The following is a 26136-nucleotide window of genomic DNA, read 5'->3' on the forward strand; positions in this document are numbered from 1 at the left end:
GGTTCTCGTTTGTTCGATGCTTCGCCCGGCCTATGGGGGCCTTCGTTCTTTGTTCTTCTGTCCGGGTCAGGGGCCGCTGAGGATCTCGGAGACGGCCGTACCGATCGACCCGCTGATGTTCTCGGGAATGCCGAGGCCCCAGATGAGGGTGGCGGCGGCGGCGATGAGAAGGAGGATGGCCGCGTACTCGATGATGGTGGCGCCGGTGTCGTTCTTCTTGGACGGGGGGACGATCAGGGCGCTCAGGGTCGCCCACAGCTTGCTCATTGGCGTCTTCACAAGGGGTCAGCTCCTTGGGGGAGGAGATCCGGGGCGACGGGCCACGTCCTCGTGGCCCGCGGCCGGGCATCTCTTCGGCCTGGTGGCCTTCATCAAGGTGAACCAAGGGTAAGGATTCACCGGTGTCAACGACTCGGCTACGGAGCGAGGCTCCTGCTCGCACAGTCGCCTCGGGGTTCTCACTATCCTGCACACGTCCCGGGCATACGCCCTGTACCTGTCCAGAAGAGGTCATCCTCCTTCACGATGCCCGTCGATCCCGGCCACCACACCTTGTCCACAGGCCCTCTCGGCTCCGTTGAAAACGCAGGTGGGGGCGCCTCTCGCGGTTCCGTCCGCCCTTCCGGGGGCGGAACCGCATTCGGGTGGAGCGCCCATGAACACGTATAACGGTCGGTGCCCGACGGGTCACCATCTTCTCAGCCGACACGTGAGGCGTCACTACTTGTCCGGTGATCGGTGGGCGATCGTGCCTACGACCGGTGCGAATGCGTTCATCCGCGTGCGCGGCGGGGATTCGGGGGTGTCTTCTTCACCCGGCTCTGGGTCGGGGGACGACAAGAGTTCACGTCCTGGAAGGGTGCCCCGCTCCGGTGGGATGCTCACGGTCGGCACCGGGGCGGGACGCTCACAGGGGCGAGTCCGGGCCGGCCGCGGCTTCGGGAGAAGGAACCTTCGGAGGGGCGGGGCACCGAGCTCTGTCGAGGCGTCGCCGAACGGGCCCGGGGCCGGTCCGGGTACACCGAAGGGCCGGGCACCCACCCGCGGGGTGCCCGGCCCTTCGTCTTCCCCACCCGGGGGAGGCGGCCGGCGCCGCCTGCCAACAGCGCCCGATGGCCGCCACCCTTGCCCGGTGCCCCCCGGGGCGGGGACGGGACTCAGCCCAGACCGGCGACCTCCGCCAGCAGCTCGAAAGAGCGCAGGCGAGCCTCCTTGTCGTAGATCATCGACGACACCATCAGCTCGTCCACACCGGTGTCGGTGACGAACAGCTCGAGCTTGCGGCGCACCGTTTCCGGGGAACCCACGAACGAGTAACGAAGCATGTGGTCCAGGCGTTCCCGCTCCCCGGGACGCCACATGGTGTCGAGAGAGTCCACCGGCGGGCGCAGCAGCCCGCGCGCCCCGCGCAGTGTTCCGAGGAAGGCCTGCTGCATGGTGCTGAACAGGCGCCGGGCCTCCTCGTCGGTGTCGGCGACGAACGCGTTCACCCCCGCCATCGCGTACGGCGTCTCCTGCTGGCGCGAGGGGGTGAAGTTCTCTCGGTACGCCTTGAGCGCCTCGTACAGGGCATCGGGCGCGAAGTGGGAGGCGAACGCGTACGGCAGCCCCAGCTGCGCGGCCAGCTGGGCGCCGAACAGGCTCGACCCCAGGATCCACAGCGGCACCCGCAGCCCCTCGCCCGGGATGGCGCGCACAGGCTGGCCGGGGTCGGCGGGCTCGAAGTAGGACTGGAGCTCCTGCACGTCGTGCGGGAACGCGGAGGCGGCGGAGTGGTCGCGGCGCAGCGCCATCATGGTGCGCGGGTCGGTGCCCGGGGCCCGGCCCAGGCCCAGGTCCACGCGGCCCGGGTAGAGGGACTCCAGGGTGCCGAACTGTTCGGCGATGACCAGCGGCGAGTGGTTGGGCAGCATGACGCCGCCGGCGCCGATGCGGATGGTCGAGGTGCCCTCGGCGATGAAGCCGAGGGAGACGGAGGTGGCGGCGCTGGCGATCGCCCGCATGTTGTGGTGCTCGGACAGCCAGAAGCGCCGGTAGCCGAGCGATTCCACGTGTCGGGCCAGGTCGCGGGCGTCGCGCAGGGCCTGCCCGGGTGTGGACCCCTCGGAGATGCCGGCATGGTCGAGCACGGACAGGGTGATGGGCATGCTTGTCCCTTGGTGTTCGATGATCGTCGAATATCGAAGATACACCCGTCCCACTATGCTGGTGCGAAACGCCGGTGTGAGGAGGTTCGCGTGGCGGCGAGGGAGCAACACCATCCACCGCTCGACGGGGTCGAGCTGGTGACGGTGCTGGCCGCGCTGGCCGAACCCACCCGGCTGAAGATCGTGCGCATGCTCGCGGCCAGGGACGGCGAACGCGCCTGGAAGGACATCGACCTGCCGATCGCGCAGTCCACGCTGAGCCATCACCTGAAGATCCTGCGCAACGCGGGTCTGGTGCAGAGCCGTACGGAGGGCACCCGGTGCTTCATCTCGCTGCGGGACGGGGACGTGTCCGAGCGGTTCCCGGGGCTGCTGGAGACGGTGCTCTCGTGTGAGCGGGGCGCGCTCGCCTGCGGGGACACGGTGCCCGCGAACGGAGACGCGGACGCGGCCGCGGAGGCGGCGGTCCGGTCGGTCTAGTCGGCCCGGGGCGGCCGGGAACCTCTTCGGGTCTCGCCCGAGTCTCCCGTTCCCGCCCGCGCTCCGGTGTGCCGGGGCGACGAGGCGAGCGGAACCCCGCGCCCCCGGGAGTAGGAGTGAACGGGAGCGCGGGGCGCCGCCCGCCCCAGGGGCCGGGTGGCGGCCCCGGCCCCCCACTTTAGGGGAAAGGGCGAAGGCCCGGACGTATTCGAGAAAACATGCCGTTTCTCGCGAATAAGTGGCAGGTAGGTCCGTTTTATCCCCCGGGGGTCGGGTCGGAGCGCCATCCCCTGAGTGTTATGGCATATGGGGGCGGACGCGGAAAACGGAGTTTTCCCACCGGTCCCTGTACGCGTTGTGCCGCTTCGCATGAACCCTGCGCGAATGAGGTGTCCGACCGCGGCCGCTGACGACCCCCGGCATGCGCACACGAGTGTGCCCCTCTCGTCGGGTGCGTCGTGCCCGTTCGCTGCCCCTGCCCGGAGTCGTTGCCCTACGCATGCACGGGAACGCGCGGGTGCGATGCCGTTTCGGAGAACGCGCCCCCAGCCGTTCCACGGGATGGATCGGTGGAACGGCCGCGGGATTTCTACCCGGTGGAGACGTGGAAGGCGGTGATCGCGCGCGCCCGGCGGATGTTCTCCGGGGATGAACCGGCACGGAACGCCCGGGGATGTCGTCACGCCTCACAAGCGCTCTTGCTGTTCTTCTTCGCCATTTCCGGAATTCCGGTATTACCTCGGTGTGGGTTTCCCTTTTTGTCGTCCCGGTCGCCGTCTGTTCCGTGGGACGGGCGCCCGGTGGGGTGGGGCTGTGTTCCGTCCAGGCACCTGGAGTCCCGGCCGACCGCCCTCCCGGGGCGGTCCGCCGCCGGGTGGGGCGGGGCCGTGTCTCCGCCCCGGCACCCGGAGCCCTGACCGCCCGTGGGGCGTCGTGGCCACATGCGGTCAGCGTCCTCGGAACCCCCGCCCCTGCGGAGAAGGATGGGCGCGGCACGCCGCGTGTCCCGTTCACCCCGCGGTGCTACGGTGCGTTCCCGGTGCGCGGTGGGGAGCGGCGCCCGAGCAGAGAGCGACAAGGAGTCCCCCGTGGTCGACATCGGTTCCGAGGTCGGCGGATACCGCCTGCGCCGCCTCCTGGGCGCGGGCGGTTTCGGCACCGTGTACCTGGGAGAGCACCGGGACGGCCACCGCGCCGCCGTCAAGGTGCTGCACGTCCGCCACCGGGGGGACGCCGACTTCCGGGAGCGGTTCGACCGCGAGATCGGGCTGATCAAGTCGGTGCTGCCGTTCTGCACCGCCCGGGTGCTGGACGCCGACCCCGGCGGGGATCCGCCGTGGATCGCCACCGAGTATGTGGAGGGGACGCCCCTGGAGGGCTACATCCGGGGGAGGGGGCCGGGCTCGGACGGGGACCTGTACCGGCTCGCGGTGTCCACCGCCACGGCGCTGGTGGCCATCCATCGGGCGGGGGTGGTGCACCGGGACTTCAAACCCGACAACATCCTGCTGGGGCGAGACGGGGTCAGGGTCATCGACTTCGGCATCTCCCGCGCGCTGGAGGGGACCGGGACGAGCGCGAGCGCCATTCTGGGCACACCGAAGTACATGGCCCCCGAGCAGTTCGGGGGCGGAGAGGTCACCACCGCGATCGACATGTTCGCCTGGGGCCTGGTCATGGTGTTCGCGGCCACCGGGCGGGGCGCCTTCGAGGCGCCGAACATGCCGGCGCTGCTGATGCGGGTGACCACCGGGGAACCCGACCTGGACGGGGTGCCGGAAACGCTGCTGCCGCTGGTGCGGCGCTGCCTGGACAGGGAACCGCGCAACCGCCCGACCGCCCGGGACGTGCTGATGGCGCTGCTGGGGCACCGGCACGACCCCGGTGCGGGGGAGGAGGGCCCGGGCGCCGGGCCCGACGCCGCCCGGCCCGCCACCCGGCTGATGTCCGCCGAGGAGATCGCCGCCGTCCTGGGCGCGGAGAGGGAGGCGGAACGGGGGGCGGTGGACGCCGACGGCGGGGACACCACCACGATCAGGGTGCCCGTGGAAGAGATCGCCGCGGCCGCGGCCGAGATCCGCAAGGAGCCCCCCTTCCGGTTCGACGGTGTCGACCACACCTCGCCGGTGTCCCTGGCGTACGCCTTCCAGGAGCGGTGGGACACCGCCGTCGGGTTCCTGCGCTCACCGGAGCAGCGCCGCAGGCTGGCGCAGTGGCCGCCGCTGGACGCCGCGGCCCGTGACCTGCTAGCCGACGCCCCCGCCTCCTCCGGGGACGGCGCGGGGGACGAACTCCTCCTCGCCCGGGTCGTGGCCCGGATGGCGCCCGCCCTGCGGCCCTCCTACCGGGGCGAGGACCTGTCCTTGCACCTGCTGGTGGACGGGGCCGGGGACCCGGTGCCGTTCCTGGCGGGCATCGCCGGGGCGATCCGCGCCGGGCTGCTGCGCACCCTGAGCAGGCACCACTGCCGCACCCCCGAGGCGCACGGATGCGGCCGGGGCACCCCCTGCGCCCGGTACGCGCGCACGGCGGAGAACCTGCACCTGCTCATGGAGGCCGTCGACGCCCAGCGTGAGTGGAACGCCCCGTTCGCCGACGCCTTCCCCGACGGCGGGCTGCTCTTCTCCCCGCCGCTCCCGCGCCTGGTCGCGCTGGCGCACGGGGCCGCCGCGGCCCCGGTCACCGATCGCGGCGAACTGGCCGCCCTGGCGGCGCGGGACCTGGACCCGGAGAACGCGGAACTGCGCGTCGCGGTGCGGGAGGCCGTCCTGATGGCCGCCCCCGAGGCGCAGTGGGCGCTGGCCGTCACCCTGCGCGAGGCGTCCCCGCAGCTGAACCTCGCGGCGCGGACCGTGCGCGGGATGCGTGCCCCCGCCGCCCCGGAGGAGGGGGCCGGCGGGGTCCCGCGGGAGGGGGGACTCGTCCGGAGCGACCCGGACTCCCCGGACTCCCCGGCAGCCCGGGACGCCCGGGACGACAACGTGTTCTTCTACGCGGGCATGTCCGTGCTGCTGTTCGTCTTCGCCGGGGTCGCGCTGCTGCTGGACCGGACCGGGGTGGCGGCGGTGCTGGGCGCGGTCGCCGCGGTCGCCGCCGGGGCGGGGGCGGCGACCATGTCGGCGAGGTCGCTCAGGAGCCGGCAGGCCCGGCGGGACCGTGCGCGGGACACCCCGCCGGGGGTGCCGCCGGCCGCCGGGGAACCCGGGCCGGTGGAGGGCGACGCGTCCGCGGCACTGCCGGTGCTCGAGCAGGCCCTGCGGCGCGTGGGCGGCCGGGCCGGGGAAGAAGGCCCGTCCTCGACCTTTTCCGGTACGTTCGGGTGATCATCGGGAAAACGTTACGGAACATCCGAGAACCCGCTTTTCCGGCGGTGTCCTTATTCGCCGACCGTGGCCGTGAGCGGCCACGGGACGGGTCCGGACCGGTGCTCGGAGGGCCGCTGCGCATATCCTTTTTCGTGCGAAGTTCGGTGAAGAATCGGTCATGAAGTGAACCGCGGGCGCCCGCCCGAGGTTCTCACCCGGTGCACGGCCCGCGACCCGTGCGCACCATTGGCCCCGGAGCATCGGGGAATGTACGTTCGGTATCCACCGAATGCGAGCGCCGTGTCCCGATATTCCCGAACCCCTGGTCCCAGGAGAGTGGAAGCGAACCCCCCATGGCACCGACAGTCGTCTTACCACCGAACGTCCGGCCCCTCGTGCCCGACGACCCGCCCTGGGTGGGCGCGCACCGGCTGATCGGCCGGCTCGGCGACTCCGCCCTGGGTGCCGTCTACGCCGCGCTGACCCCCGAGGGGCATCCGCTGGCGCTCAAGGTCATGGGCGAGGAGTGGGTGTCCGCGGCCGATCCCGACGACAAGGTCGTGCACCTGCGCCGGGTGCCCGGCTCGTGCGCGCTCGGGGTGCTCGACAGCGGCGTCCACCGCAACCGCCCGTGGTCCGCAGTGGAGTACCTGCCCGCCCTCGACCTGGGGCGCCACACCGGGGTGCGCGGCCCGATGGGCGGCGCCGCGCTGCTGGTGCTGGCCGCCGGGGTCGCCGAGGCGCTGATGGACGTGCACGACGGCCGGGTCCCGCACGGCGACGTCAAACCTGGGAACGTGCTGGTCACGGCCACCGGGCCGCGCCTGGTCGACTTCGGGCTGGCCCGCCAGGTGGACGACGGCGACTCGCACACCACCGTCGGCAGCCTCGGCTGGATGGCGCCCGAACGCTATGCGGGCAGCCGCCCCGACGAGGCGTCCGACGTGTTCGCGTGGGCGTGCACGGTGGTCTTCGCGGGCACCGGCCTGCCGCCGTTCGGCACCGTGGTCTCGCAGGCCGACGCCGCCGTCCGGGCACGCGGGTACGTGGACCTGTCCACGCTCCGGCCCGAGCTGGCGCGCGTCCTGGAACGGGCCCTGGAGCGTGACCCGGCCCGGCGGCCCTCCGCCGAGGACGTCTACCTGGAGTGCCTGGCACTGCTGGGGGTCCCCGAGGACACGGTCCGCGAGGAGTGGAGCGACCGGCTCCACGGGGCGGCGCGCACGCACTGGCCGTACGTGGACGTGTCCTGGCACCGGCCCGAGCTGTGGACGCAGGCGGCCCGCGGGCTGGACGAGGAGGCGGCCGCCTCGGGACGGCGCACCTGGACGCCCGGGACCAGGGTGCGGAACGCGCGGCGGCTGGTCAGCACCCGCGACCCCATCACGGGGGAGCTGATCATGGTGCCCGCCCCCGACGACGGGCCGGGGGAGGCGCACGGCGGCTCCGGGCCCGAACCCGATGGCGGCGGGCGGGGCGTCCCGGAGGGCGCGGCCGGCGGCCGGGGCGGGCGCTCCCGCCGTCGGCGCCGCGAACGGCGCGGCGGTGCCGGGCGGATCCTGGCCGTCGGCGCCGCCTGCTGCTTCGCGCTGGCGGTGGCCGGGGGCGGCGGATACGTGCTGTTCGACGCCCTGGCCCAGGACGCCGAGCCCGTCTCCGAGAACCCCGGCGGCCCGGACGGCCCGGGGGAGAGCGCCGCACCCACGGGCATCGACCTGGTGTCCGCCTCGCTCGACCGGCTGACGCGGGCGCGCACCCTGGAGCTGACCATCCTCACCCACGCCGGGAACGGCGAGGGGTACGGGCAGCCGCTGCCCGCGGACACCGCGGCCGAGCCCACCCTGTTCGACCGGGTGCTGTACCAGGCCGACCCCGAGGCGGTGCGCTGGACCAGCACCGTCAGCGGGGCCCGCGCCAGCGACCTGATGCTGGTGGACGGAGAACTGCTGTACAGCGACACCACCGCCTGGAACGGGCCCGCCGTGTGGCGGCCGGCCGTCCCCGAGGAGCTGGGCGCGTCGGAGGCGGTGTTCGATCCCGAGCGGATCCTGGAGCCGATGGCCCGGGTGGTGGAGACCGGCACCGTCACCTCGGAGGAGGAGACGGTGTTCGACGCGCCCGGGCCGACGGAGGACGCCTACGGGCACCTGGCGGGGGAGGACCCGCCCGACGGGGTCCCGGCGGTGCTGGTGGAGGGGACGTTCAGGCCCTCGGAGGAGTCGCCGCAGGAGTCGGCGTTCACGCTGGTGGCGACCGAGGACGGGGAGCCCCTGGCGTTCTCCACCGAGGGGCCGCCGCAGGGCGGGTACGTGCTCAACGGGCGGCCGGTGGCGCAGGCGGTCCCGGCGGCCTTCGCGGAACCGGTCCCGGCGCCGGAGTACTGGTACACGCGGTACACGTTCGCGGGGCTGGACGGGGACCTGGAGGTGGGGGTCCCGGCGCCGGAGGAGATCCAGAGGTGACGGCGGGCGGGGCCGCCCCGGGCGGGGCGGCCCCGCCCGTGCACGGGATCAGGCGCGCGCCGGGACGCGGTCCGGCACCGGTGCGGCGGGGGCGGCCGGGACGCGGAAGGCGGCGACGCACATCCAGACCAGGTCCGCGGCGATGACGGCGCGCTCGGTCACGCCGAGCAGCGCCGGGAGCTCCCGGAACGCCATGGCGTCCACCAGGGTGACCACGAACAGGACCATGGAGGCGGCCAGGCCGGCGGTGACCGGGGCGAGCGCCCGCGGGGTGCCGGGCAGGCCGCGCCACCGGCGGGCGAGCACGACCGCGGCGGCGGTGAAGGAGCCCAGGGCCACCCAGGCGGCCAGGCCGTGGACGGTCTCGGAGACGGAGGGGGCCGCCCAGTTGCCGGGCGGGTCGGCCGGGAAGACCGCGGAGACCGCGATCCCCGCGGCCCAGATCCAGAGCAGGACCCGGCCGGGCCGGTCGGCCACCCGCACGGCCGAGGCGGCCCCGGCCAAGGCGAGGCCGACCAGGCCCACGGTGACCAGCCAGCCGTGGCCGGTGTTGACGAACCGGCTGACGGTCTCGGCGACCGGGCTCATCTCACGGTTGACGAGGTCGGAGAGGATGAAGGCGGCGGCGCACAGGCCGCTCCCGGCGAGGATCGCGGTCCGCGTGTTCAAGGGGGAGAAGGTCATGGGGGAAAGGTACGGAGCGGGTGCCGGCCGCCGCGTCCCCCGCCGGGAGGCACCCCGGGGCGGTCCGGCACCGCCCGGGGAGCACGGCGCCTGCTCCCCGGGGAGCAGACGCCCTACTCCGCGCGGGGCAGCGGGGGCGCGACCAGGGGTTCGCGGCGCCGGGTGAGACGGCGCACCAGCACCTCGGCGGGACCGCGGCGGCCCGCCCTGCGCAGGGCCTCGGCGGCCGCGACGGACGCCAGCCAGGTCGCGACCGCCACGGCGGCCGCGCCCGCCGCGCCGAGGGAGGCCCCCAGGCCCAGGCCGTAGGGGGCGAACACCGCCGTGAACACCAGCGATTGCAGGAGGTAGCAGCTCAGGGAGCGCTCGCCCACGGCGGCGACGGCCGCCACCGCCGGCCCGGGGGCGGGCACGGGCGCCCGGGTGCCGTCGTACGGGGACGTGCGCGCGGGGCGGGATTCCCAGCGGGCCGCGAGGAGGGCGATCAGCGCGGCCCAGCCGATGCCGCCCGCCCAGCCGCCGAGTTCGTGCAGGACCGCCAGCGCGCCGTCCAGACGCGGCCCCGCGGGCACCCATCCGGCCGTCACCAGGGCGCTGGGCAGCCCCGTCAGCACACCGGCGCCCAGCCCCCAGGCGGCGGCGGACCGCAGCAGCGGCCGGTGCGCCCCGGGCTCCTCCAGGAGGCGCCGGTGCCCCGCCCAGACGCCCAGGACGATCGTGGGCATCGCCACCAGCAGCATCGTGATCGGCGTGTAGAGGGTCCACTCGTTGAACCGTTCGACGGACGCCGCGACGAAGGACGGCTCCACCAGGGACGGCGCGGCCACCGAGGAGTCCCCGCCGTCGACCGGGAGCGACAGCGCCCACACCGTGTGGACGGCCGCCGACGCGGCGGCGAGCACCCCGGCGGTCCACCACAGCGTCACGTCGCGCGCCCGCACCAGGCCGACGAACAGCAGCAGCGCCAGCCCGTACGCGCCCAGGATGTCCACCGGCAGCAGCAGGACGCCGTGCGCGGCCCCCAGCGCCAGCAGCACCCACCCGCGCCGCCGCAGCAGGATGCGCGCCTGCACCCAGCCCCCGCCGGAGGCCCGCACCCGGCGCGCGATCATCACCGCGCCGTAGCCGAACAGCAGGGCGAACAGCGGGATCGCGCGCCCCGACACCAGGGTGAGCTGGACGAACGTCACCACCTGGTCGGCCAGGGTGCGCACCGTCTCCGGGCCGGTGAGGAAGAAGCCGGCGTTCACCAGTGCGATGAACAGCAGCATGAACCCGCGGGCGAGGTCCGGGGCCAGTGAGCGCCGTGCCGGTCCGGGGCCGTCCGCCCGTGCGGACCCCGTCCGGTCCCGGGGGGTGTGCGAAGCCATCGGTGTCTCCTGTTCCGTGGTATCGGCCGTTTCCGCCGAGGCGCCGAGGCCTTCGAAACTACGGAGGGCGGGGTGCCGCGGTCGCTGGGGCGGTCCCGTCGATGGGGGGTGGGGCGGGCCCTACCGGACCGGGCTCCGCGGCCGGACGCCGCTCGGAGAGCGGGGGACGCGCCCCCGCCGTGTCCCGGCCCCGGCGGTTGACGCGCCCCGGGGCATGGCATACCGTGTCGCGCGTGCCACGTGTCCCCGACCACGAGCAGTGGGCCGGTCGGGTCGACGGGCGAGCACACGATCCGAGGGAGAGCCGACCATGAGCACCCAGCACGCCTGATCCGCGTTCCGGTGCGGCGTACAGCCGCGCCCTCCGGCGGCCTCCCCGTTCCCGCATCCCGACTCCGTCCGCGTTCCCCCGTGTCCGCGGACGCCGGCGTCGGCATGCCCCTCTTCCCTGAAACCGTGTCCGCGGCGCCCGCGCGCACGGACCTCTCGGGGCGGCCGCCCACCCGCATTCCCCCGTACCGAGAGGAGACCTTTTGCAGAACACACAGGACACCGACACCTCGCAGGCCGCCCGCGGCGGCGGCCCCGGACCGCTGGCCCGGCCCGAGCCGTACGTGAGCGACTTCAACCGGCCCGTGGTCGCGGAGTTCCGTGCCAACGGCGGCCGCGTCGGCGGCATGTTCGAGGGCGGCGACCTGCTGCTGCTCACCACCGTCGGCGCGCGCAGCGGCCGCGAGACCACCAGCCCGCTCGGCTACGTCCGGGCGGACGGGCGGCTGTTCGTCATCGCCTCCGCCGGGGGCTCGGACCGGCACCCCGCCTGGTACCACAACCTGCTCGCCCACCCGATGGTCCGGGTCGAGCTGGGCACCGAGGAGTTCTCCGCGGTCGCCGTCCCCGCCGAGGGCGAGGACCGCGACCGCCTGTTCGCCGAGGCCGTTCGGGTGGCCCCCGGGTACGGCGACTACCAGGCCGGGACCGACCGGGTCCTGCCCGTGGTGGTGCTGGAACCGGCGGTCGCCGGGGACGGCCCGGGGGCGGAGGAGGCCGCGGCGAACCTCGCGGAGAAGCTGGTGCAGGTCCACCGCTGGCTGCGCGGGCACCTGCGCCGGATCCGCGAGGAGACCGACGCCTACCTCGCCGACCGCGACGGGCGCGCGGCCCGGGAGGGGGAGGTCCCCGCCCCCGGGCTCAGCCTCCAGCTGCGCCAGCACTGCCTGGCGTTCTGCGAGTCGCTGCGGTTCCACCACGACGGGGAGGAGCAGATGCTGTTCCCCTCCCTGGCGGAGCGGTACCCGCACCTGGCCGGCACCCTGGAGCGGCTGTCGGAGCAGCACCGCGAGGTCGACCGCATCCGCGAGGGCATCCAGGCGCTGCTGGCGGAGGTCGCCACCGCCGACCCGGCCGCGTTCCGCGCGGACCTGGAGAGGATGAGCCGGGAGCTGGAGGCCCACCTCGACGAGGAGGAGGCAGGGCTGCTGCCCCTGCTCGCGGAGGTCCCCCTGCCGGGCTGACGCCGGCGCGGTCGGCCGGAGACCGGCCCGGGACCGCGCCGACCTGCTCGGACACCGCCGACCCCGAAGGCCGCGACCGGCTCACGGGGTCGGCGGGCGCCGGGTAGGTAGTGGCCGCCGGGGCACTACGTAGCACCCCCCGACGTGTACGAAGTTACGTAGTGAACACGTATGGTCAGGGTCGCCCTCCGTGACGGATTCTTGATCCCGGGTGGCCACCCTTCCACATCCCCCGTCCCCCACCATCCCCCCGAAGGGTTCTCCGCATCATGCGCAAGAGCAAGATAGGCGCGGCCCTCGCGGCCGTCGCCCTGCTGCCTGTCATGTTCGCAGCACCGGCCCTCGCGGAGGAGGTCCCCGACTTCCTCGACACCTCCGACACCACCGAGCGGACCTACATCGTCGTCCTGGACGACTCCGCCACCCCGCAGGACGTCGCCGAACGCCACGGCGACGACCCGATCGGCGTCTACGAGCACGCGCTCACCGGCTACGCGGCCGAGATGACCGCGGCCGAGGCCGCCGAGCTCCTCCGGGACTCGGACGTGGCCTACGTCCAGGAGGACCAGCCGGTCCACACCTTCGAGCAGGACGTGCCCGACGGCATCGCCCGCACCTTCGCCCCCGACAACCCCGGCCTCGCGATCAACGGGCAGGACGACTACGTCCCGGACGTGGCCGTCGCCGTCCTGGACACCGGTGTCGACGGAGCCCACCCCGACCTCAACGTGGTGAACTCCGTCAACTGCACCAGCGGCACCTGCGTCTCCAACACCGCCTCCGACGGCAACGGGCACGGCACCCACGTCGCGGGCAGCATCGCGGCCATCGACAACGGCGAGGGCGTCGTCGGCATGGCGCCGGGCGCTGACATCTGGAACGTCCAGGTCCTCAACTCCAGCGGCAGCGGGAGCCTGGCCGGCATCACCGCCGGCGTGGACTACGTGGCGGCCAACGCGGGGGACATCGCCGTCGCCAACATGAGCCTGGGCTGCGAGGGCTGCACCGACCAGGCGCTCGGCCAGGCGATCACCTCGGCCGTGGACTCCGGGGTGGCGTTCGCGGTGGCCGCGGGCAACAGCTCGCGCGACGCGGCGAACTTCTTCCCCGCCAACCACCCCGACGTGCTCACCGTGTCCTCGATGGCGGACTCCGACGGCGCCCCGGGCGGCAACGGCGGAGCGCTCGGGTGCACCGGGGACGACGACGACACCCTGTCCTACTTCTCCAACTACGGCCAGGTCGTCGAGATCGCGGCCCCCGGGTCCTGCATCATCTCGACCGTCCCGGGCGGCGGGTACGGCAGCTCCAGCGGCACCTCCATGGCCTCCCCGCACGCCGCGGGCGGCCTGGCGCTGCTGGCCGTCGGCAACGCCAAGCCCACCGACCGCAACGGGGTCATGGCGATCTACGACACCCTGATCTCGGCCGGCAACCAGGACTGGGACGACACCTCCGGCGACGGCCACCACGAGCCGCTGCTGGACGTGGGCGACCCCGCCACCTTCCCGGCCGACGGCGGCACCACCCCGCCCGACGGGCCGGTCGCGTCGATCACCCACGCCTGCGACGACACCACCCTGACCTGCTCCTTCGACGGCTCCGGCTCCACCTCCAGCGGTGAGGTCACCGCCTGGGAGTGGGAGTTCGGCGACGGCGCGGGCGACAGCGGCACCACCGTGGAGCACACCTACGGCGCCGAGGGCGACTACACCGTGACCCTCACGGTCACCGACGACTCCGGGGCGACCGACAGCGCCACCGCGACCGTGTCGGTGGGGTCCCCCGGCGGAGGCGACGGGCCCACGGCCGACTTCGACGGCGGGTGCTACTCGTTCTGGTACCTCTGCGAGTTCGACGCCGGCTCCTCCACCGCGGGCGACGCCCCGATCGTGTCCTACGCGTGGGACTTCGGCGACGGGACCACCGGCAGCGGTGACTACACCTGGCACTTCTACCCCGGTCCCGGGACCTACACCGTCACGCTGACCGTCACGGACGCCGACGGGGCGACCTCGACGGCGACCAGGACGGTCCGCCTGTAACACCCGCCCCACGACCCATCCCCTGCGCGGCCCCTCCCCGATCCCCCGGGGAGGGGCCGCGCGCACGGGACGGGTCCGCGGGCGCGCGGGGGCGGGCGCACGGCCACCAGTGGCCAACGGGTTTGCCGGTGGGCGCGCCAGGCGCGACGATGTCCGGTACCGGAACAGGACAACGGAGGCACACCCCTCATGACGCCGCACCCCTCGCAGAGCCTCTGCGCGCGCACCGAACCCCTCACCTCCGAAGACCCGAGCGAGGTCGGCGGGTACCGGATCGAGGGAAGGGTGTCCGACGGCGGAGGCGGCGTGCTGTACGCGGCGCGCCGCGACGGCGGGGAGCCCGTGCTGCTCGGCCTGGCGCGCGGGCGGGAGGCAGGGGAGCCGCTCCCCGAGCCGGAGGCCGGGGGCGTGTGCGCGGTCGGGGCGATCGAGACCGGTGAGCACGACGGGCGGCCGTGGTCGGTGCTGCCCGACCAGCCGGGGCCGGACCTGCGCGGACACGTGGCTGCGCACGGGGCGCTGCCCGAATGGGGCGCGGTGGTGCTGGCGGCCGCGGTGGCCGAGGCGCTGGCGGTGCTGCACGGGGAGGGCACCGCGCACGGGCAGGTGGGGCCGGACGCGGTGGTGCTGACCGGCGCGGGGCCGCGCCTGCTCGACACGGGGCTGGGGCGCAGGGCCGACGCGCCGGAGGCGCCCGGGCTGCGGGGCGTCCCGGGCTGGGTGGCCCCGGAGGTGTACGAGGACGGGCGGTCGACGGCCGCCGCGGACGTGTTCGGGTGGGCGGCCCTGGTGGTGCTGGCGGCGACGGGACGGGAGCCGTTCGGCGAGTCGCCCGCCTCCCGGCTGGGCCGCCGGGCGGCGCTGGTGGAGATGGAGCGGCGCGCCCGGCAGGACGGCGTGGACCTGGAGGGGGTGCCGGCGGGCCTGCGGGAGGTGGTCGCGCGGGCGCTGTCGCCGGAACCGGGCGAACGGCCCTCGGCGGAGGACGTGCTGGCGGTGGCGCTGCGGCACCTGGACGGACGCGACGGGGGCCCGGCGGCGGAGCGGCTGCGCGCCGCGCTCCCGGGCGGTGCGGTCGGCGCGGCCGCCGCAGGCGTCCCGGGTGGCTCTGCCGCCTCTGAGGCCGCGGCGGCCGCGGCCGTCACGAGCGGCCCGGAGCCCTCCGCCGCCTCGGAGACCGAGGCCGTTCCCGGCGGCGCGTCCGCCCCGGGTGCCACAGCCGAGGCAGGGGCACCGACCCCGGCGGTCCCCGGCGCCCCGGAGGCCGCGGCCGCCTCTGACGCCTCGTCGGACTCCGCCGCGAACGCCCCGGAGACCTCGGCCGCCGCGGACGACCCCGATGTCACGGTCGTCACGGGCGATTCGATGGCGTCGGCCGCTGCCGACGCCGTGGCGGCGGCCGACGCCTCCGCCGGCGGTGGAGCGTCCTCTCCACCGGACACGGACGACCCGGTCGCCACCGCGGCCTCCGACGACGCGCCTGCCGCGGAAGCCGCTGCCGACGCCGGGCCGGTGAAGCCGGCGGGGACGCTGGGGTTCGGGATCTACACGGAGCCGGTCACCCTGGAGGGCTCGGCCGTCGCGCCTCCCGAGCCCGCCGGGTCCGGGGCGGGTTCCGGGATCTATGCGGAGCCGGTGACTCCGGAGGGCTCGTCCGTGGCGCCTTCCGAGTCCGCCGGGGCCGGGGCGGGGTTCGGGATCTACACGGAGCCGGTGACCCCGGAGGGTTCGGCCGCCGCGCCCTCGGCCCCCGCCGGGCCGTCGGCCCCGGCGGTGCCGTCCGCCGCGCCGGGGACGGGTTTCGGCATCTACGCGGAGCCGGCGACCCCGGAGGGCTCGGCCGTGGCCCCCGGCGGGCCCGGGACCTCTAACGCCCCGGCCGACACGGCCCCGGCGTGGGGCGAGCCGCAGGGGGCGGCCGGGACGACCGCCACGATGGTGCGCGAGCCGGCCCCGGGCGGTCGCGCGGGGCTGCTGGTCAACGCGGCCGTGGTGGGCGCGGTGCTGCTGGGGGTGCTGGTGGTGATGCTGTTCCGGACCGGCGTGCTCTGATCCCGGCCCGGCGCGCGTACGCCGGGCGGCCGCCGCCTCCGGCGGCCCCCGGCACGGCGCGCCTCCTCCGCCGAGCGTCCGAGAGAGGTAGAGCCGTCGCCGTCCGCGGCGGCGTCCCGCCCCGCTCCGCGCTCCCGAGGAGGCCCCATGAGCGAGGAACCCCACGCCGAACGGCGGCGTCCACCGGCCGCCGGGGCGTTCCGGACCGCGGCGGGGGTCCTCGGGTTCTGCGGCCGCGTCGTCCTGGCCGCGGCGGCCGCCACCCTGGCGCTGGCGTGCGTCCACTGGCTCGACGGGGGTCCCATGCCCGGCGCCCGGCTGGCCGCCCCCCTCGTCCCCGTCCTCCTGGTCGTCCTCGCCTGCCTGGGCCTGTCCGCCGCGAAGGTCCTCCTGGCCGCCGGCGCCACCCTGCTGATCTGCGTCGGCCTGATGATCACCCTCACCGTCGCCGAGCTGTACCCGCTGCTGCCCGTCATCGGCCGGATCGACACCGCCTCGCTGGCGCAGTGGGCGCTCGGCGACCGCCTGATCCTCTACGGGCTCCCCGTCCTGCTCACCGCGCTGCTGTTCGTCGCCGTCGAGACGAACCTCTCCGGGCTGATCCCCGTGGCCGGAGCCCCCGTCGCCCTGGTGGCGACCGGCGCCGCCGTGTTCGGCTCCGGGGCGGAGCCGGTGCCCGCCCTGTGGGACGAGATCGTCCGGGGCGGCGGGATGTACACCGGGTACGCCCTCTGGTCGGCGGCCCCGGTGGCGGTCACCCGGATCGCGATCCTCGTGGAGCGCCGCCGGGGCTAGCCCCCGAGGATGGTGCCGAGGTCGACCTCGGTGCCCAGGAACATCGAGCCGACGATGAGCAGCAGCAGCCCCGGCAGCAGGGTGACCGCGGTGATCATGGTGACGCGCGGGTTCAGCCGCTGCGCCTTGCGGCGCATGTACTGGGCGTCGGCGCGGCGCATGTCCTGGCTGATGTTCACGAGGGTGTCGCTGAGCGGGGCGCCCAGCTCCTCCGCCTGCTGGATGGCGGTCACGAACTTGCTCAGCGAGTCGTTGCGGTTGCGGCGGCGCAGCATCTCGAACGCCTCCCGGCGGGAGGTGCCCAGCTCCATCTGGCGCAGCGCCAGGGTGAACTCGTCGGCCAGCACCCCCGGCATCGACTCCGCCACCCGGCCCACCGCGGCGCGGAACGACAGCCCCGCGCTGACGGTCACCGCGAGCACGTCCAGGAAGTCCGGCAGCTGGGACTGCACCCGGTCGGCGCGCTCCTGCGCCTGCACGTACAGGTTGAGGTCGGTGAGCCCCGCGAACGCCAGCACGATGACCCCCAGCAGGGGGTTCCCCACGAGGAACATCAGTGTCCCCAGCGACCCGTACAGGGCGATCTCGCCGATCTTGCGCCGCAGGTACCGGTCCGGGGTCAGCCCGTCGGGCCTCCCCGCCGCCTCGATGCGCCGGGCGATGGAGCGCCGCCGCGTCTCGCCCAGCGACTCCAGCACCATCCCCGAGAACGGCCGCCCCAGCGCCTCGGTGATCCGGTGCAGGACGAACGTGCGCTCCTCCCGGGTGCGCGGCGGCGGCCCCGCCGGCTCGTCCACCCGGACCCGGGTCTGCGACATCATCAGGAACACCCCGTACGCGGCGGTCAGGACGACCAGTGCGGCGGCCGCCGACAGCGCGGCGGGGACGACCCAGGCCAGGTTCATCGGACGGACTCCTACAGGTCGAACTTGGTGATACGGGTGACCAGCGCGAAACCGGTGACGAACAGCGCCGCCACCACCAGCAGCACCCCGATGCCCGCCGGGGAGGTGGTCATGGTGCGCAGGATGCCCGGCTCGATGGCGTTGATCAGGAACAGCGCCCCCACCGACATGAACCCCAGCGCCCACACGGTGCTGGTGGTCTCGCTGAGGATGGTCTGCACCTCGCGCCGGGTCTCCTTGCGGTTCTCCAGGGTGGTGGAGATGTTCCGCAGCGCCGTCACCAGCGAACCGCCGGAGCGGGAGGCCACCAGCAGCGTCGACAGCAGCACCCCCAGCTCCCGGGACGGCATGCGTTCGCGCAGCTCGGCGACGGCCTCCTCGAAGGACGCCCCGAGCTTCATGGACTCGGTCATCCGCCGCAGCTCCTCGCCGGCCGGGCCGTCCAGCTCGTCGGCGGCGATCGCCACCGCCGTCGGCAGCGCCAGCCCCGCGGAGGTGGCGTTGCTCAGCACCCGCGCCAGGTCGGGGAGCTGGCCGGTGAACTCCTCGCGGCGCTTGGCCTCGGCCCGGTTCAGGTAGGAGAAGAACAGGAACGCCACCCCCGCGGCGGCCAGCAGGCCGAAGAACGGCGCCAACACCTGCCACACCACGAGCACCGCCAGCAGGGAGCCGCCGACCAGGGCGACCACGAACGTGGACACCCGCATGTCGGTCCCGGAGCGGGCGATCCGGCGGGCCAGCCGGGAACCCCACTGGGTCCGGTGCAGGGCGCGTTCCAGCCGGGCCATGGGGGTGGACGCCGCGTACTCGGCCTGGTCCAGGGCGCTGCGGGCGGCGATGAGCCGCCGCTGTTCGGCGCTGGCGATGAACTGCCACAGCGCCGCCAGCACGAGGCCCAGCACCAGCGCCAGACCGGCGAGGATCGCCGCCATCTGCCAGTTCACCGCGGCTCCTTTCGCGGGGCGGGGGCCACCCGGGGCGCGGGTGCCCTCACCACTCGTTCCGTTCCTCGGCGGGCACCACGCCGAACACGGCGGGCACGGTCTCGCCCATGTGGTAGATCCGCTCGGCGATGTGCCGGGGCAGCGGGGAGTGCCGGAACCGCCCCTCCACCGACCGGTTGGCCCCCAGCGGCATCGCCTCGAACCGCAGGACCGTCTCCAGCCGGAACTCCTCGCGGCGCTTGGACGACACCACGCTGATCTCGTTGACCCGCCGCGACCCGTCCGGCCAGCGGCCCAGGTGCACGATGGCGTCCACGGCGTTGTTGATCTGGTCGCGGATCGCCTCGTAGGGGATGCGGCCGTCGCCGATCGTCGCCAGCGTCTGGATACGGTGGATGGCGTCGTCGGCCGAGTTGGCGTGCACGGTCACCAGGGACCCGTCGTGGCCGGTGTTCATCGCCTGGAGCATGTCGATGGTCTCCTCGCCGCGGACCTCGCCGACGATGATCCGGTCCGGCCGCATCCGCAGCGCGTTGCGCACCAGGTCGCGGATGGCGACGGCGCCCCGGCCCTCGATGTTGGGCGGCCGCGACTCCAGCCGCACCACGTGCTCCTGCATGAGCTGGAGCTCGGCGGAGTCCTCGATGGTCACGATGCGCTCGGTGGGCGGCACGAACGCCGACAGGGCGTTGAGGAACGTGGTCTTGCCGGTGCCGGTACCGCCGGACACCACCAGGTTGAACCGGGAGCGCACCATCGCCGACAGCAGCACGCCGGTGGCCTGGTCCAGGCTGCCCATCCGCACGAGCTCGTCGATCGGGTACGGCTTGGGGAACCGCCGGATGGTGAGCACCGGCCCCGACAGCGACAGCGGCGGGATGATGACGTTGACCCGCTCGCCGGTGGGCAGGCGGGCGTCCACCATGGGCGACGACTCGTCCACCCGCCGGTTGACCAGGGAGACGATGCGGTCGATGGTCTGGTAGAGCTGCTCCTCGCCGTTGAACGCGGCGTCGACGCGCTGCATCCGCCCGCCGCGTTCGATGAACACGTTGTCCGGCCCGTTGACCATGATCTCGGTGATGCTCTCGTCGGCGAGCAGGGGTTCGAGGACACCCAGCCCCAACGCCTCGTCGACCACCCTGCGGATGAGGACCGAGCGCTCCCGGTCCGACAGCACCGGTCCCTCGCGGGTGAGGATGTGCCCGACGACCTTCTCCAGCCGCACCCGGCGCTGGGCCAGGGTGAGCCGGGTCAGGTCCTCCAGGTTGATCTCCTCCAGCAGGCGCCGCCGCCAGTGCGTGACGCTGCCGCGGTCGGTGCGCGCCTCCGCGGCGCGGTCCTCCTCCAGCCGGTCCTTCAGGCCCATCGCCGACTCCTTCCCCCGGTTCCCCCGGATCCCCCCGCCGCCGCGGCGCGCGTCCGCGCCCCCGCGGTCCGGTACGCCCCCGCGCGCGGGTCCTGCGTCTCACACATTCGGCATGTCCACCCGTCGTGTCACGGTGATCCCGAACCCGGCGGACGAGAACACCACCGGCAGCGGGTGGGACACCTCCACGTAGAAGCCCTCGTGGTCGTTGGCGCCCCCGGTGACGGTCGCGTCGTCGAGCCAGGACGGCAGGGACTCGCGCGCCGTGGCCTCGGCGCCCTCCAGGCCCTGGAGCCCGGCGACCCGGGCCCCGGCCCGGGCGGCCGACTCCAGCCGCTCGGCGGCCACGAACGCCAGGAACGCCTCGATGGCGATGACCGCGGTGAGCAGCAGCACCGGGAACGCCATGGCGAACTCCAGCATCGGCCCGCCCCGGTCGTCGCGGCGCCCCCGGCCGCGGTGCCGGGCACCCCGGCGGAGCCGGTCGCGGAGGCCGGGGCGGTCGGGGCGGCGGGCGCGGCGGGTGCTCAACTCGACCCCGCCCCCCGCGGGTCGGCCGGGTCGCCCACGCTCCCGCGCGGGGCGACCTCGGTGACGATCCGCGACTCGGCGCTGATGTCCCAGGGGCCGGACGCCCCCGGCAGGAAGATCGGCATGGCCAGGGTGACGCGCGCGTGGCGGACACCGTCGCGTTCGACGATCTCCACGGTCATCACGTCCTCTCCGTCCCAGGGGGCGCGGACCCGCTTGCGGGCCTCCTCGTCGATGCGGGCCATGTCGTCGGGGGTGACCGCCGCCTGCCGGGCCGCCTCGGCGGCCCCGTGCGAGGCGTACATGGAGGTGATGCCGAGCAGCAGCACCTGCCACACCAGGGCCAGCGCCAGCATGAGGAAGGGCACCACCGCGGCGAACTCCACGATCACCCCGCCCCGGTCCGGCGACCGGCCCCCGCGGTCAGCCACCGAGAACACCGTGCCCGCCCGGGTCGCGCGACGGGCCGCCCGGGACGCCGGACCGGCGCGGGTCGGCCGAGGCGTGCACGAACCCCGACACGTCCCGGGTGGACTGGCCGCCCTCCATCACCGTGCGCGCGGAGACCAGGCCGCCCGGCGGGGTGGGCGCCCCGCCCTTGCCGTTGCCCGGCTGGGCGGGCGGGCTCAGCAGGTCGAGTTCGGCGGCCAGCCGGGAGAACGCCTTGCGCAGCCCCTCGTCCGTGACCCGGGTGGGGTCGCCGTTGTTCTCGCCCGGCTCCAGCCCCCGGTAGGAGGCCGGGACGGGCGTGCGCAGCACCCGGGTGCCCAGCAGGTGGCGCAGGAAGTCCGGCTGGATCTCGTTCTTGCGGCTGTGCCGGTTGACCAGCGCGTACACGTCCTGCTGGGAGCGGACCTGGAGGCGTTCCCACATGCCCATCAGCCGCTGGGCGCCGCGCAGGGAGGGCACGTCGGGGGTGACGGCGACGACGGCGCGGTCGGCGAGCTCCACGGCCATGGCGGTGGCCTCGTTCATGATCGTGCCGCAGTCCACCACCACCAGCTCGTAGCGGGAGCGCAGCGCGGTCAGCACCCGGCGGGCGACCCGGGCGGTGACGTCCTCGCCGCGTTCGCCGTGCTCGGGGGCGAGCAGGACGTGCGGGCCGCGCGGGTCCACGTACAGGGTCTCCGCCAGCATGCCCGGGGTGATCTCGTCGCCGGCCCCCACCAGGTCGCCGATGGAGCGGCGGTGGCGCAGGTTGAGGAACGCGGGCAGGTCGCCGGTCTGCAGGTCCAGGTCGACCAGGCACACGACCCGGCCGGCGGCGGCCGCCGTGAAGGCCAGGTGCACGGCGCAGGTGGTGGTGCCCACCCCTCCCTTGGCGCCGCTGACCGCCAGCACCCGCCCGCGCACACCCGAGGCGGGCAGGTCGAGGGAGGCGGACTCCAGGTGGCGGCGCAGGGTGCGCGACCAGTCGGCGGCCCGGGCGATCCGGTTCTCCAGCTCGGCGATGCCGGAGTCGGCGGCCAGCACGCCGCGGGCGCCCGCCTCCATGGCCCCGGTGAAGGTGTCGGCGTCCATGGCGGAGGACACCAGCAGGATCGCCAGCTGCGGGTGCCGGTGGGACAGGTCGCGGATGGCGTCGAACACCGGGGCCGGGCCCAGGTCCTGGTGGATGAGCACGACGTCGAGGTCGGGGAACTCGCCGGCGGCGTCGATCAGCGCCGCGCTGGTGGAGCGGACGGCGACCAGGTCGGCGGAGGTGAGCTCGTCGAAGCGCGCGGCCAGCACCATCTCCGTCTCGGAGGTGGGCATGCCCGCCAGGACGCGGAAGTTCATCGGTCGCCTCCGGGGGTGCGGCGGGTGTCCCCGCCGGTCTCGTTGCCCTCGTCGGGGGAACCCTGGCCGACGAGGTCGTCCATGTCCTGGCTGCAGAACTCGGACTCGCCGGGGGAGCCGCCCCCGGCCGCGCTGACCAGGGCCAGCCGCATCTTGGTGGAGAAGTCCTCGGCGTAGGCCAGGCGCAGGGCGGCCTGCGGGTCCAGTCGGAACGTGACCGGCACGACCCCGGCGACGCCGCCGGCCTCGGTCTCCTGGGTGCGCAGCTCGCCGATGTCGAGGACCTCGACCTCGGTGAGGATCCGGACGGCGCAGGCCTCGCCGTGGTCGCGGGGCTGGAAGGTGGCGTAGATGTCGACGAACGAGCCGCGCTGCACCTTGCCCGCCACCCCGGTCTCGGCGTCGACCATGATCGCGATCTCGCGCTCGCCGGTGGTGAGGGTGGGCTGCGGCTGCACCATGCCCCGTTGCAGGTAGACGCCCGCCTCCAGGTGGGAGGCGGCGACGAGCTCCTGGTCGGCGGGCGTCTCGATCTCGGAGAGGTCGGAGAGGAACACCTCGGGGTCGAAGTACATGGCCGGCACCTGCACGGTCTCCACGGAGTCCGGGCCCAGGGGCTGGTAGGCGTCCACGTCCTCGGTCAGGCGCAGCACCGTCTCGAAGTCGCCGAGCTGCGACTCCCTGGAGTCGAGGTAGGCGAACACGGAGAAGAACACGGCGACGGCTCCGAGGGCGGCCACGACCATGAGGAGGACGCCGCGTCGCTGACGGGGGTTCATGGGAGGTCTGTTTCCGTTTCCAGGCTCGTTGCGGGCGACCCGTCCGGGGCCGGGGTCCTAGCGGGAGTAGGTCCGGGGGATTTCGGGGCGCGGCGCGCGTCCCGCGAGCGGAGGGTTCTCGGGTCGGTCGGGGGCGGGTGGTCGGGGGTCGGGGCCGCCGGCGGTCCGCGGGTCCGCAGCGGGGGCTCCGCCGCGGTCCCCGGGGTCGGGGTCGGCGGGTGGTCGGGGCGCGGTGGGGCGCGGGGCGCCGTGGGGGAGGCCGTCGACGGTGGAGTGCCAGGCGTCCTCGTCCACGGTGACCGGCGGCAGGGCCTCGGCCTCCAGGGACAGGTGCTGGTCGCCGTACGGGGGCCGGTCGTGCTCGTCGCGCCGCCCGGTCGCGGCGATGCCCTCGCGGGCGCCCCGCGGGGATCCGGCGGCCCGGGCCGCCCACGCCGCCGCGGTGTCGCCGGGCACGGGCTCGCCCCGCACCCACACCCCGTCGTCGGCGGGCCGGTGCTCCCGGACGGGCCGGCGGCCGTCCGCCGGCGGGGTCTGCGACCCCGGGGCGCGGACGGGGTCGGGGCCCGTGGCGGCGGTGCGGTGGCCGTCGCCGGTCCGCGCGGCCCACGCGGCGGCGGTGTCGGCGGGCGGACGTCCGGAGGGGGCCGCCGGGGCCGGGGTGCCCGGTGCCGCCGGCGGGCCCTGCGCGGCCGGTGCGCCCGTGGGCCGGTCGCCGAAGGCGGGGGCCGGCGGGCGCGGGCGTGCGGCGGCCGGGGGGAGGCCGGCGTCCGGAAGGGGCGCGGCCGCGCCGCGGGTGTCCGGTGCCGGGTCGGCGGTGCGGTGGCCGCCGGTGCCGGGAGCGGCCCAGGGGGAGACCGCGTCCGGGGACGGGGCCTGCCGACCGCCGTTCGGGCGGGGTTCGGGGCGGGTCCAGGTGCCGGTGTCGGTCACCGGGGGGTGCGCGTCGGCCGGCCCGGACATCCGGGTCCGCAGGGGGCTGCGGGCCGAGCCGGAGGCGCAGAACGGGCAGGGGGCCGCCGTCATGGGCTCGCCGCACCAGGAGCAGGCCGAGGCCCGCACCGCCCCGGCCGCGTAGGCGAGCGCCTGCGGGTGCGCGCTCAGGGCCACGAACTCCACGTACTTGGAGGTGCCCCAGTACACGGGCCCCAGCGGCTGCGCGGGCAGGGAGCGGGTCGCGACCGGCTGGATCGCCTGCGGGAGGTTGTCGTCGAACACCGCCGTGATGGCCGGGTCGGGCGTCGAGCACAGCAGCTGCACCGGCTGCACCGGCCGGAACGGCAGCCGCCGGGCCACCTCCGCGGGCCGCAGCCGCTCCACCCGCAGGATGGGCGCGCAGTACGCCAGGAACGACACGGTCGGCGCGTACGAGCCCATGTGCTGGCGGACCGAGGTGGGGATGGTCTCCAGCCCCGACACGGTCTTGAGCCAGGCGCCCGCGAGCAGGTGGCGGGGCAGTTCGGCGGACAGCGCGGCCACCATGCCCGGCGGCAGGTACGGCGCCAGGTAGGCCAGCTGGTCGGCGACCAGGGACAGGGCCAGGGGCGCCAGGTCCAGCGGGACGCCGGCGATGTGGTCGGTGCGCAGGGCCCCGCGGGCGAAGTTCACGGCGCGCCGGGCGTCGTCCTCCCGCCAGGACGGGTACAGCGCGACGACCTTGCGGTCCTCGGCGATCTGCTGCCGGGCGAAGGCGACGAACGCGGCGCTGCGTTCGCCGATGCCGTCGCCGTGCATCGTGAAGCGCTGCGCCCGGACCTCGCCCACGTGGCCCGTGCTGGGGATGTCCGCCAACAGGGCGACGGCCGTCGCCGACCGAGGTAGGGCTGTGGACACTGGGCAAGCTCCATCGGTTCTGCGCCTGGGGTGGGATGTGCCGGATGGCGTTCCGTGTGGAATGCCCCACTCGGTCGCATCGTAACGAATGTGTGCCAGGGCGCGGGAGCCCTCGCGTTTTTCCGCGATCGACGGGGGAAGGGCGCTGATCTCGGTCTCGGGGGAGGGCGGGGTCGGACCCCGGGGCACGTGGGGGCGGGCCGCGGGGCGGCCGTCGTTCTCCGGCGGCCCTGGTACGCGGGGGATCCGGGGGTCCCGGCGACCGCGTGCGGCCACGAGGGGCGCCGGGTCACCGTGCTGGTCGTCGACTCTTGGGCTTTTTGTCTGCTGTGTCCCCTTTTTGGGCTGGTGTCCGTTGTTCTGGTACTGCGTTCGCGTGTGTGCGGCGTTCTGGCGACCCCCCTAGAATGCCCTCCTTTTTCTTTCGTCACCAGGGACCAGGGCCCGGTTGTGGACAACCGCACTCCCGTTTTTCCCGCACCCTGGGGCGGACGTGGAGGGTGGTGGCGCAGGGGTGGGTGTTGCCCCAGGTGCACGGTCGGGTGTCGTATTCGTCTCTTCGCGGTTGACGGCCGTCCCACCGGGAACGATCAGAGCGGGTTTCGCGTCATATCTTGAGAAGCCACGCGCCCCCCAGAGGAGACGAACGATGCGCAAGGAAAACCGCGCCGCCGCGGGCGCCGCCGCCTGGCAGGTCATCCAGAACACGGACGGCAACATCTCCGTGTGGCAGCGGGCCGGAGCCGTTCCGCGCATGATGTGGGCCAAGGTCCGGGGCCGCTACCCCGAGATGAGCGCGGCCAAGATGCTCGGCATGATCGCCCTGACGCTCTACATCGTCTCGCCGATCGACTTCGTTCCCGAGCTGTTCGTGCCGCTGCTCGGCCTCACCGACGACGTCGGCGCCGCCGTGTGGCTGACCACCATGCTGCTGGGCGAGAGCGAGCGCTTCCTCCGCAAGGAGCGGGACGAGCGGGCGCAGCAGGCCTTCTCCCAGGCCAACGCGGGCTGGCAGGGGGCCCGGGGGCAGGCGGGCCCGGGGGCGGGTGCCCAGGGTTCGGGCGTGCCCCCGCAGGGCGCCGAGGCCGGCCGCACGGCCCCGCGGCGGGAGCCCGGCAAGGCCCCGCGCTAGACACCCGAGA

Annotated in this window: 20 protein-coding genes; 8 read left to right on the forward strand and 12 right to left on the reverse strand. The window is 74.7% G+C overall.

Going from position 1 to position 26136, the window contains the following annotated elements; all coding sequences use genetic code 11:
- Nucleotides 1-66 precede the first annotated feature (66 nt).
- Together ACFVNO_RS17070 and ACFVNO_RS17075 are read right to left on the reverse strand one after the other, a co-directional pair.
- A complete protein-coding gene (locus ACFVNO_RS17070) occupies nucleotides 67-267 on the reverse strand; it encodes a hypothetical protein (RefSeq protein WP_220562807.1) in 201 nt (66 codons plus the stop codon).
- Between the two features lie 890 nt (nucleotides 268-1157).
- Nucleotides 1158-2147: an LLM class flavin-dependent oxidoreductase gene (locus ACFVNO_RS17075; RefSeq protein ID WP_355265504.1), complete on the reverse strand. Its 990-nt coding sequence runs from the start codon at nucleotides 2145-2147 to the stop codon at nucleotides 1158-1160.
- A 90-nt stretch (nucleotides 2148-2237) separates the two neighbouring features.
- Here ACFVNO_RS17075 and ACFVNO_RS17080 point away from each other — a divergent pair, with 90 nt between their 5' ends.
- The 3 genes from ACFVNO_RS17080 to ACFVNO_RS17090 all read left to right on the forward strand — a co-directional run bounded on the left by ACFVNO_RS17080 (nucleotide 2238) and on the right by ACFVNO_RS17090 (nucleotide 8394).
- Complete coding sequence (locus ACFVNO_RS17080; RefSeq protein WP_378893605.1) at nucleotides 2238-2627, forward strand: ArsR/SmtB family transcription factor; 390 nt, start codon at nucleotides 2238-2240, stop codon at nucleotides 2625-2627.
- Nucleotides 2628-3715: 1088 nt separating this feature from the next.
- Nucleotides 3716-5950 carry a protein kinase gene (locus ACFVNO_RS17085; protein WP_378893607.1) on the forward strand — a complete coding sequence of 745 codons (2235 nt, stop codon included), beginning with the start codon at nucleotides 3716-3718 and terminating at the stop codon, nucleotides 5948-5950.
- Between the two features lie 335 nt (nucleotides 5951-6285).
- Nucleotides 6286-8394, forward strand: coding sequence for a protein kinase (locus ACFVNO_RS17090; RefSeq protein WP_378893609.1), 2109 nt, complete (start codon nucleotides 6286-6288; stop codon nucleotides 8392-8394).
- Between the two features lie 48 nt (nucleotides 8395-8442).
- Here ACFVNO_RS17090 and ACFVNO_RS17095 read toward each other — a convergent pair whose 3' ends face one another.
- Nucleotides 8443-9078, reverse strand: coding sequence for a DUF998 domain-containing protein (locus tag ACFVNO_RS17095; RefSeq protein ID WP_378893611.1), 636 nt, complete (start codon nucleotides 9076-9078; stop codon nucleotides 8443-8445).
- Nucleotides 9079-9191: 113 nt separating this feature from the next.
- Complete coding sequence (locus tag ACFVNO_RS17100) at nucleotides 9192-10448, reverse strand: DUF418 domain-containing protein (protein WP_378893613.1); 1257 nt, start codon at nucleotides 10446-10448, stop codon at nucleotides 9192-9194.
- 533 nt (nucleotides 10449-10981) lie between these two features.
- Here ACFVNO_RS17100 and ACFVNO_RS17105 point away from each other — a divergent pair.
- The 4 genes from ACFVNO_RS17105 to ACFVNO_RS17120 all read left to right on the forward strand — a co-directional run bounded on the left by ACFVNO_RS17105 (nucleotide 10982) and on the right by ACFVNO_RS17120 (nucleotide 16854).
- A complete protein-coding gene (locus ACFVNO_RS17105; protein WP_378893615.1) occupies nucleotides 10982-11962 on the forward strand; it encodes a nitroreductase/quinone reductase family protein in 981 nt (326 codons plus the stop codon).
- 269 nt (nucleotides 11963-12231) lie between these two features.
- Nucleotides 12232-14007 carry a S8 family serine peptidase gene (locus tag ACFVNO_RS17110; protein ID WP_355265486.1) on the forward strand — a complete coding sequence of 592 codons (1776 nt, stop codon included), beginning with the start codon at nucleotides 12232-12234 and terminating at the stop codon, nucleotides 14005-14007.
- A 189-nt stretch (nucleotides 14008-14196) separates the two neighbouring features.
- Nucleotides 14197-16059 carry a protein kinase gene (locus ACFVNO_RS17115; RefSeq protein ID WP_378893619.1) on the forward strand — a complete coding sequence of 621 codons (1863 nt, stop codon included), beginning with the start codon at nucleotides 14197-14199 and terminating at the stop codon, nucleotides 16057-16059.
- A gap of 147 nt (nucleotides 16060-16206) precedes the next feature.
- Entirely contained in the window at nucleotides 16207-16854 is a 648-nt protein-coding gene (locus ACFVNO_RS17120; RefSeq protein ID WP_378893622.1) for a hypothetical protein, read from the forward strand.
- Here ACFVNO_RS17120 and ACFVNO_RS17125 read toward each other — a convergent pair.
- The 8 genes from ACFVNO_RS17125 to ACFVNO_RS17160 form a co-directional block, all read right to left on the reverse strand.
- The gene (locus ACFVNO_RS17125; protein ID WP_378893625.1) at nucleotides 16851-17759 is read right to left on the reverse strand and encodes a type II secretion system F family protein; all 909 of its coding nucleotides are present in this window, start codon (nucleotides 17757-17759) and stop codon (nucleotides 16851-16853) included. The two genes, ACFVNO_RS17120 and ACFVNO_RS17125, sit on opposite strands and share 4 nt — an antisense overlap.
- Before the next feature lie 11 nt (nucleotides 17760-17770).
- Nucleotides 17771-18703, reverse strand: a complete 933-nt coding sequence (locus ACFVNO_RS17130) for a type II secretion system F family protein (RefSeq protein ID WP_220562797.1) — start codon at nucleotides 18701-18703, stop codon at nucleotides 17771-17773.
- Nucleotides 18704-18749: 46 nt separating this feature from the next.
- Nucleotides 18750-20072 (reverse strand): CpaF family protein, encoded by a 1323-nt coding sequence (locus ACFVNO_RS17135; RefSeq protein WP_355265475.1) that lies wholly within the window; start codon nucleotides 20070-20072, stop codon nucleotides 18750-18752.
- A gap of 99 nt (nucleotides 20073-20171) precedes the next feature.
- Nucleotides 20172-20495 (reverse strand): TadE/TadG family type IV pilus assembly protein, encoded by a 324-nt coding sequence (locus ACFVNO_RS17140; RefSeq protein ID WP_220565298.1) that lies wholly within the window; start codon nucleotides 20493-20495, stop codon nucleotides 20172-20174.
- A gap of 104 nt (nucleotides 20496-20599) precedes the next feature.
- Nucleotides 20600-20989 (reverse strand): pilus assembly protein, encoded by a 390-nt coding sequence (locus ACFVNO_RS17145; protein ID WP_220565297.1) that lies wholly within the window; start codon nucleotides 20987-20989, stop codon nucleotides 20600-20602.
- 37 nt (nucleotides 20990-21026) lie between these two features.
- Nucleotides 21027-22382, reverse strand: a complete 1356-nt coding sequence (locus tag ACFVNO_RS17150; protein WP_355265473.1) for an AAA family ATPase — start codon at nucleotides 22380-22382, stop codon at nucleotides 21027-21029.
- Nucleotides 22379-23161 carry a Flp pilus assembly protein CpaB gene (gene cpaB / locus ACFVNO_RS17155; RefSeq protein WP_220562794.1) on the reverse strand — a complete coding sequence of 261 codons (783 nt, stop codon included), beginning with the start codon at nucleotides 23159-23161 and terminating at the stop codon, nucleotides 22379-22381. Before cpaB ends, ACFVNO_RS17150 begins: the two co-directional genes overlap by 4 nt.
- A gap of 57 nt (nucleotides 23162-23218) precedes the next feature.
- The gene (locus ACFVNO_RS17160) at nucleotides 23219-24994 is read right to left on the reverse strand and encodes a hypothetical protein (RefSeq protein ID WP_378893630.1); all 1776 of its coding nucleotides are present in this window, start codon (nucleotides 24992-24994) and stop codon (nucleotides 23219-23221) included.
- A 649-nt stretch (nucleotides 24995-25643) separates the two neighbouring features.
- Between ACFVNO_RS17160 and ACFVNO_RS17165 the strand changes: the two genes are divergently transcribed.
- Entirely contained in the window at nucleotides 25644-26126 is a 483-nt protein-coding gene (locus ACFVNO_RS17165; RefSeq protein WP_355265467.1) for a YkvA family protein, read from the forward strand.
- The last annotated feature ends 10 nt before the right edge of the window (nucleotides 26127-26136 follow it).

This window comes from Nocardiopsis sp. NPDC057823 (assembly GCF_042797335.1).
GTDB classification, from domain to species: Bacteria; Actinomycetota; Actinomycetes; order Streptosporangiales; family Streptosporangiaceae; genus Nocardiopsis; species Nocardiopsis changdeensis.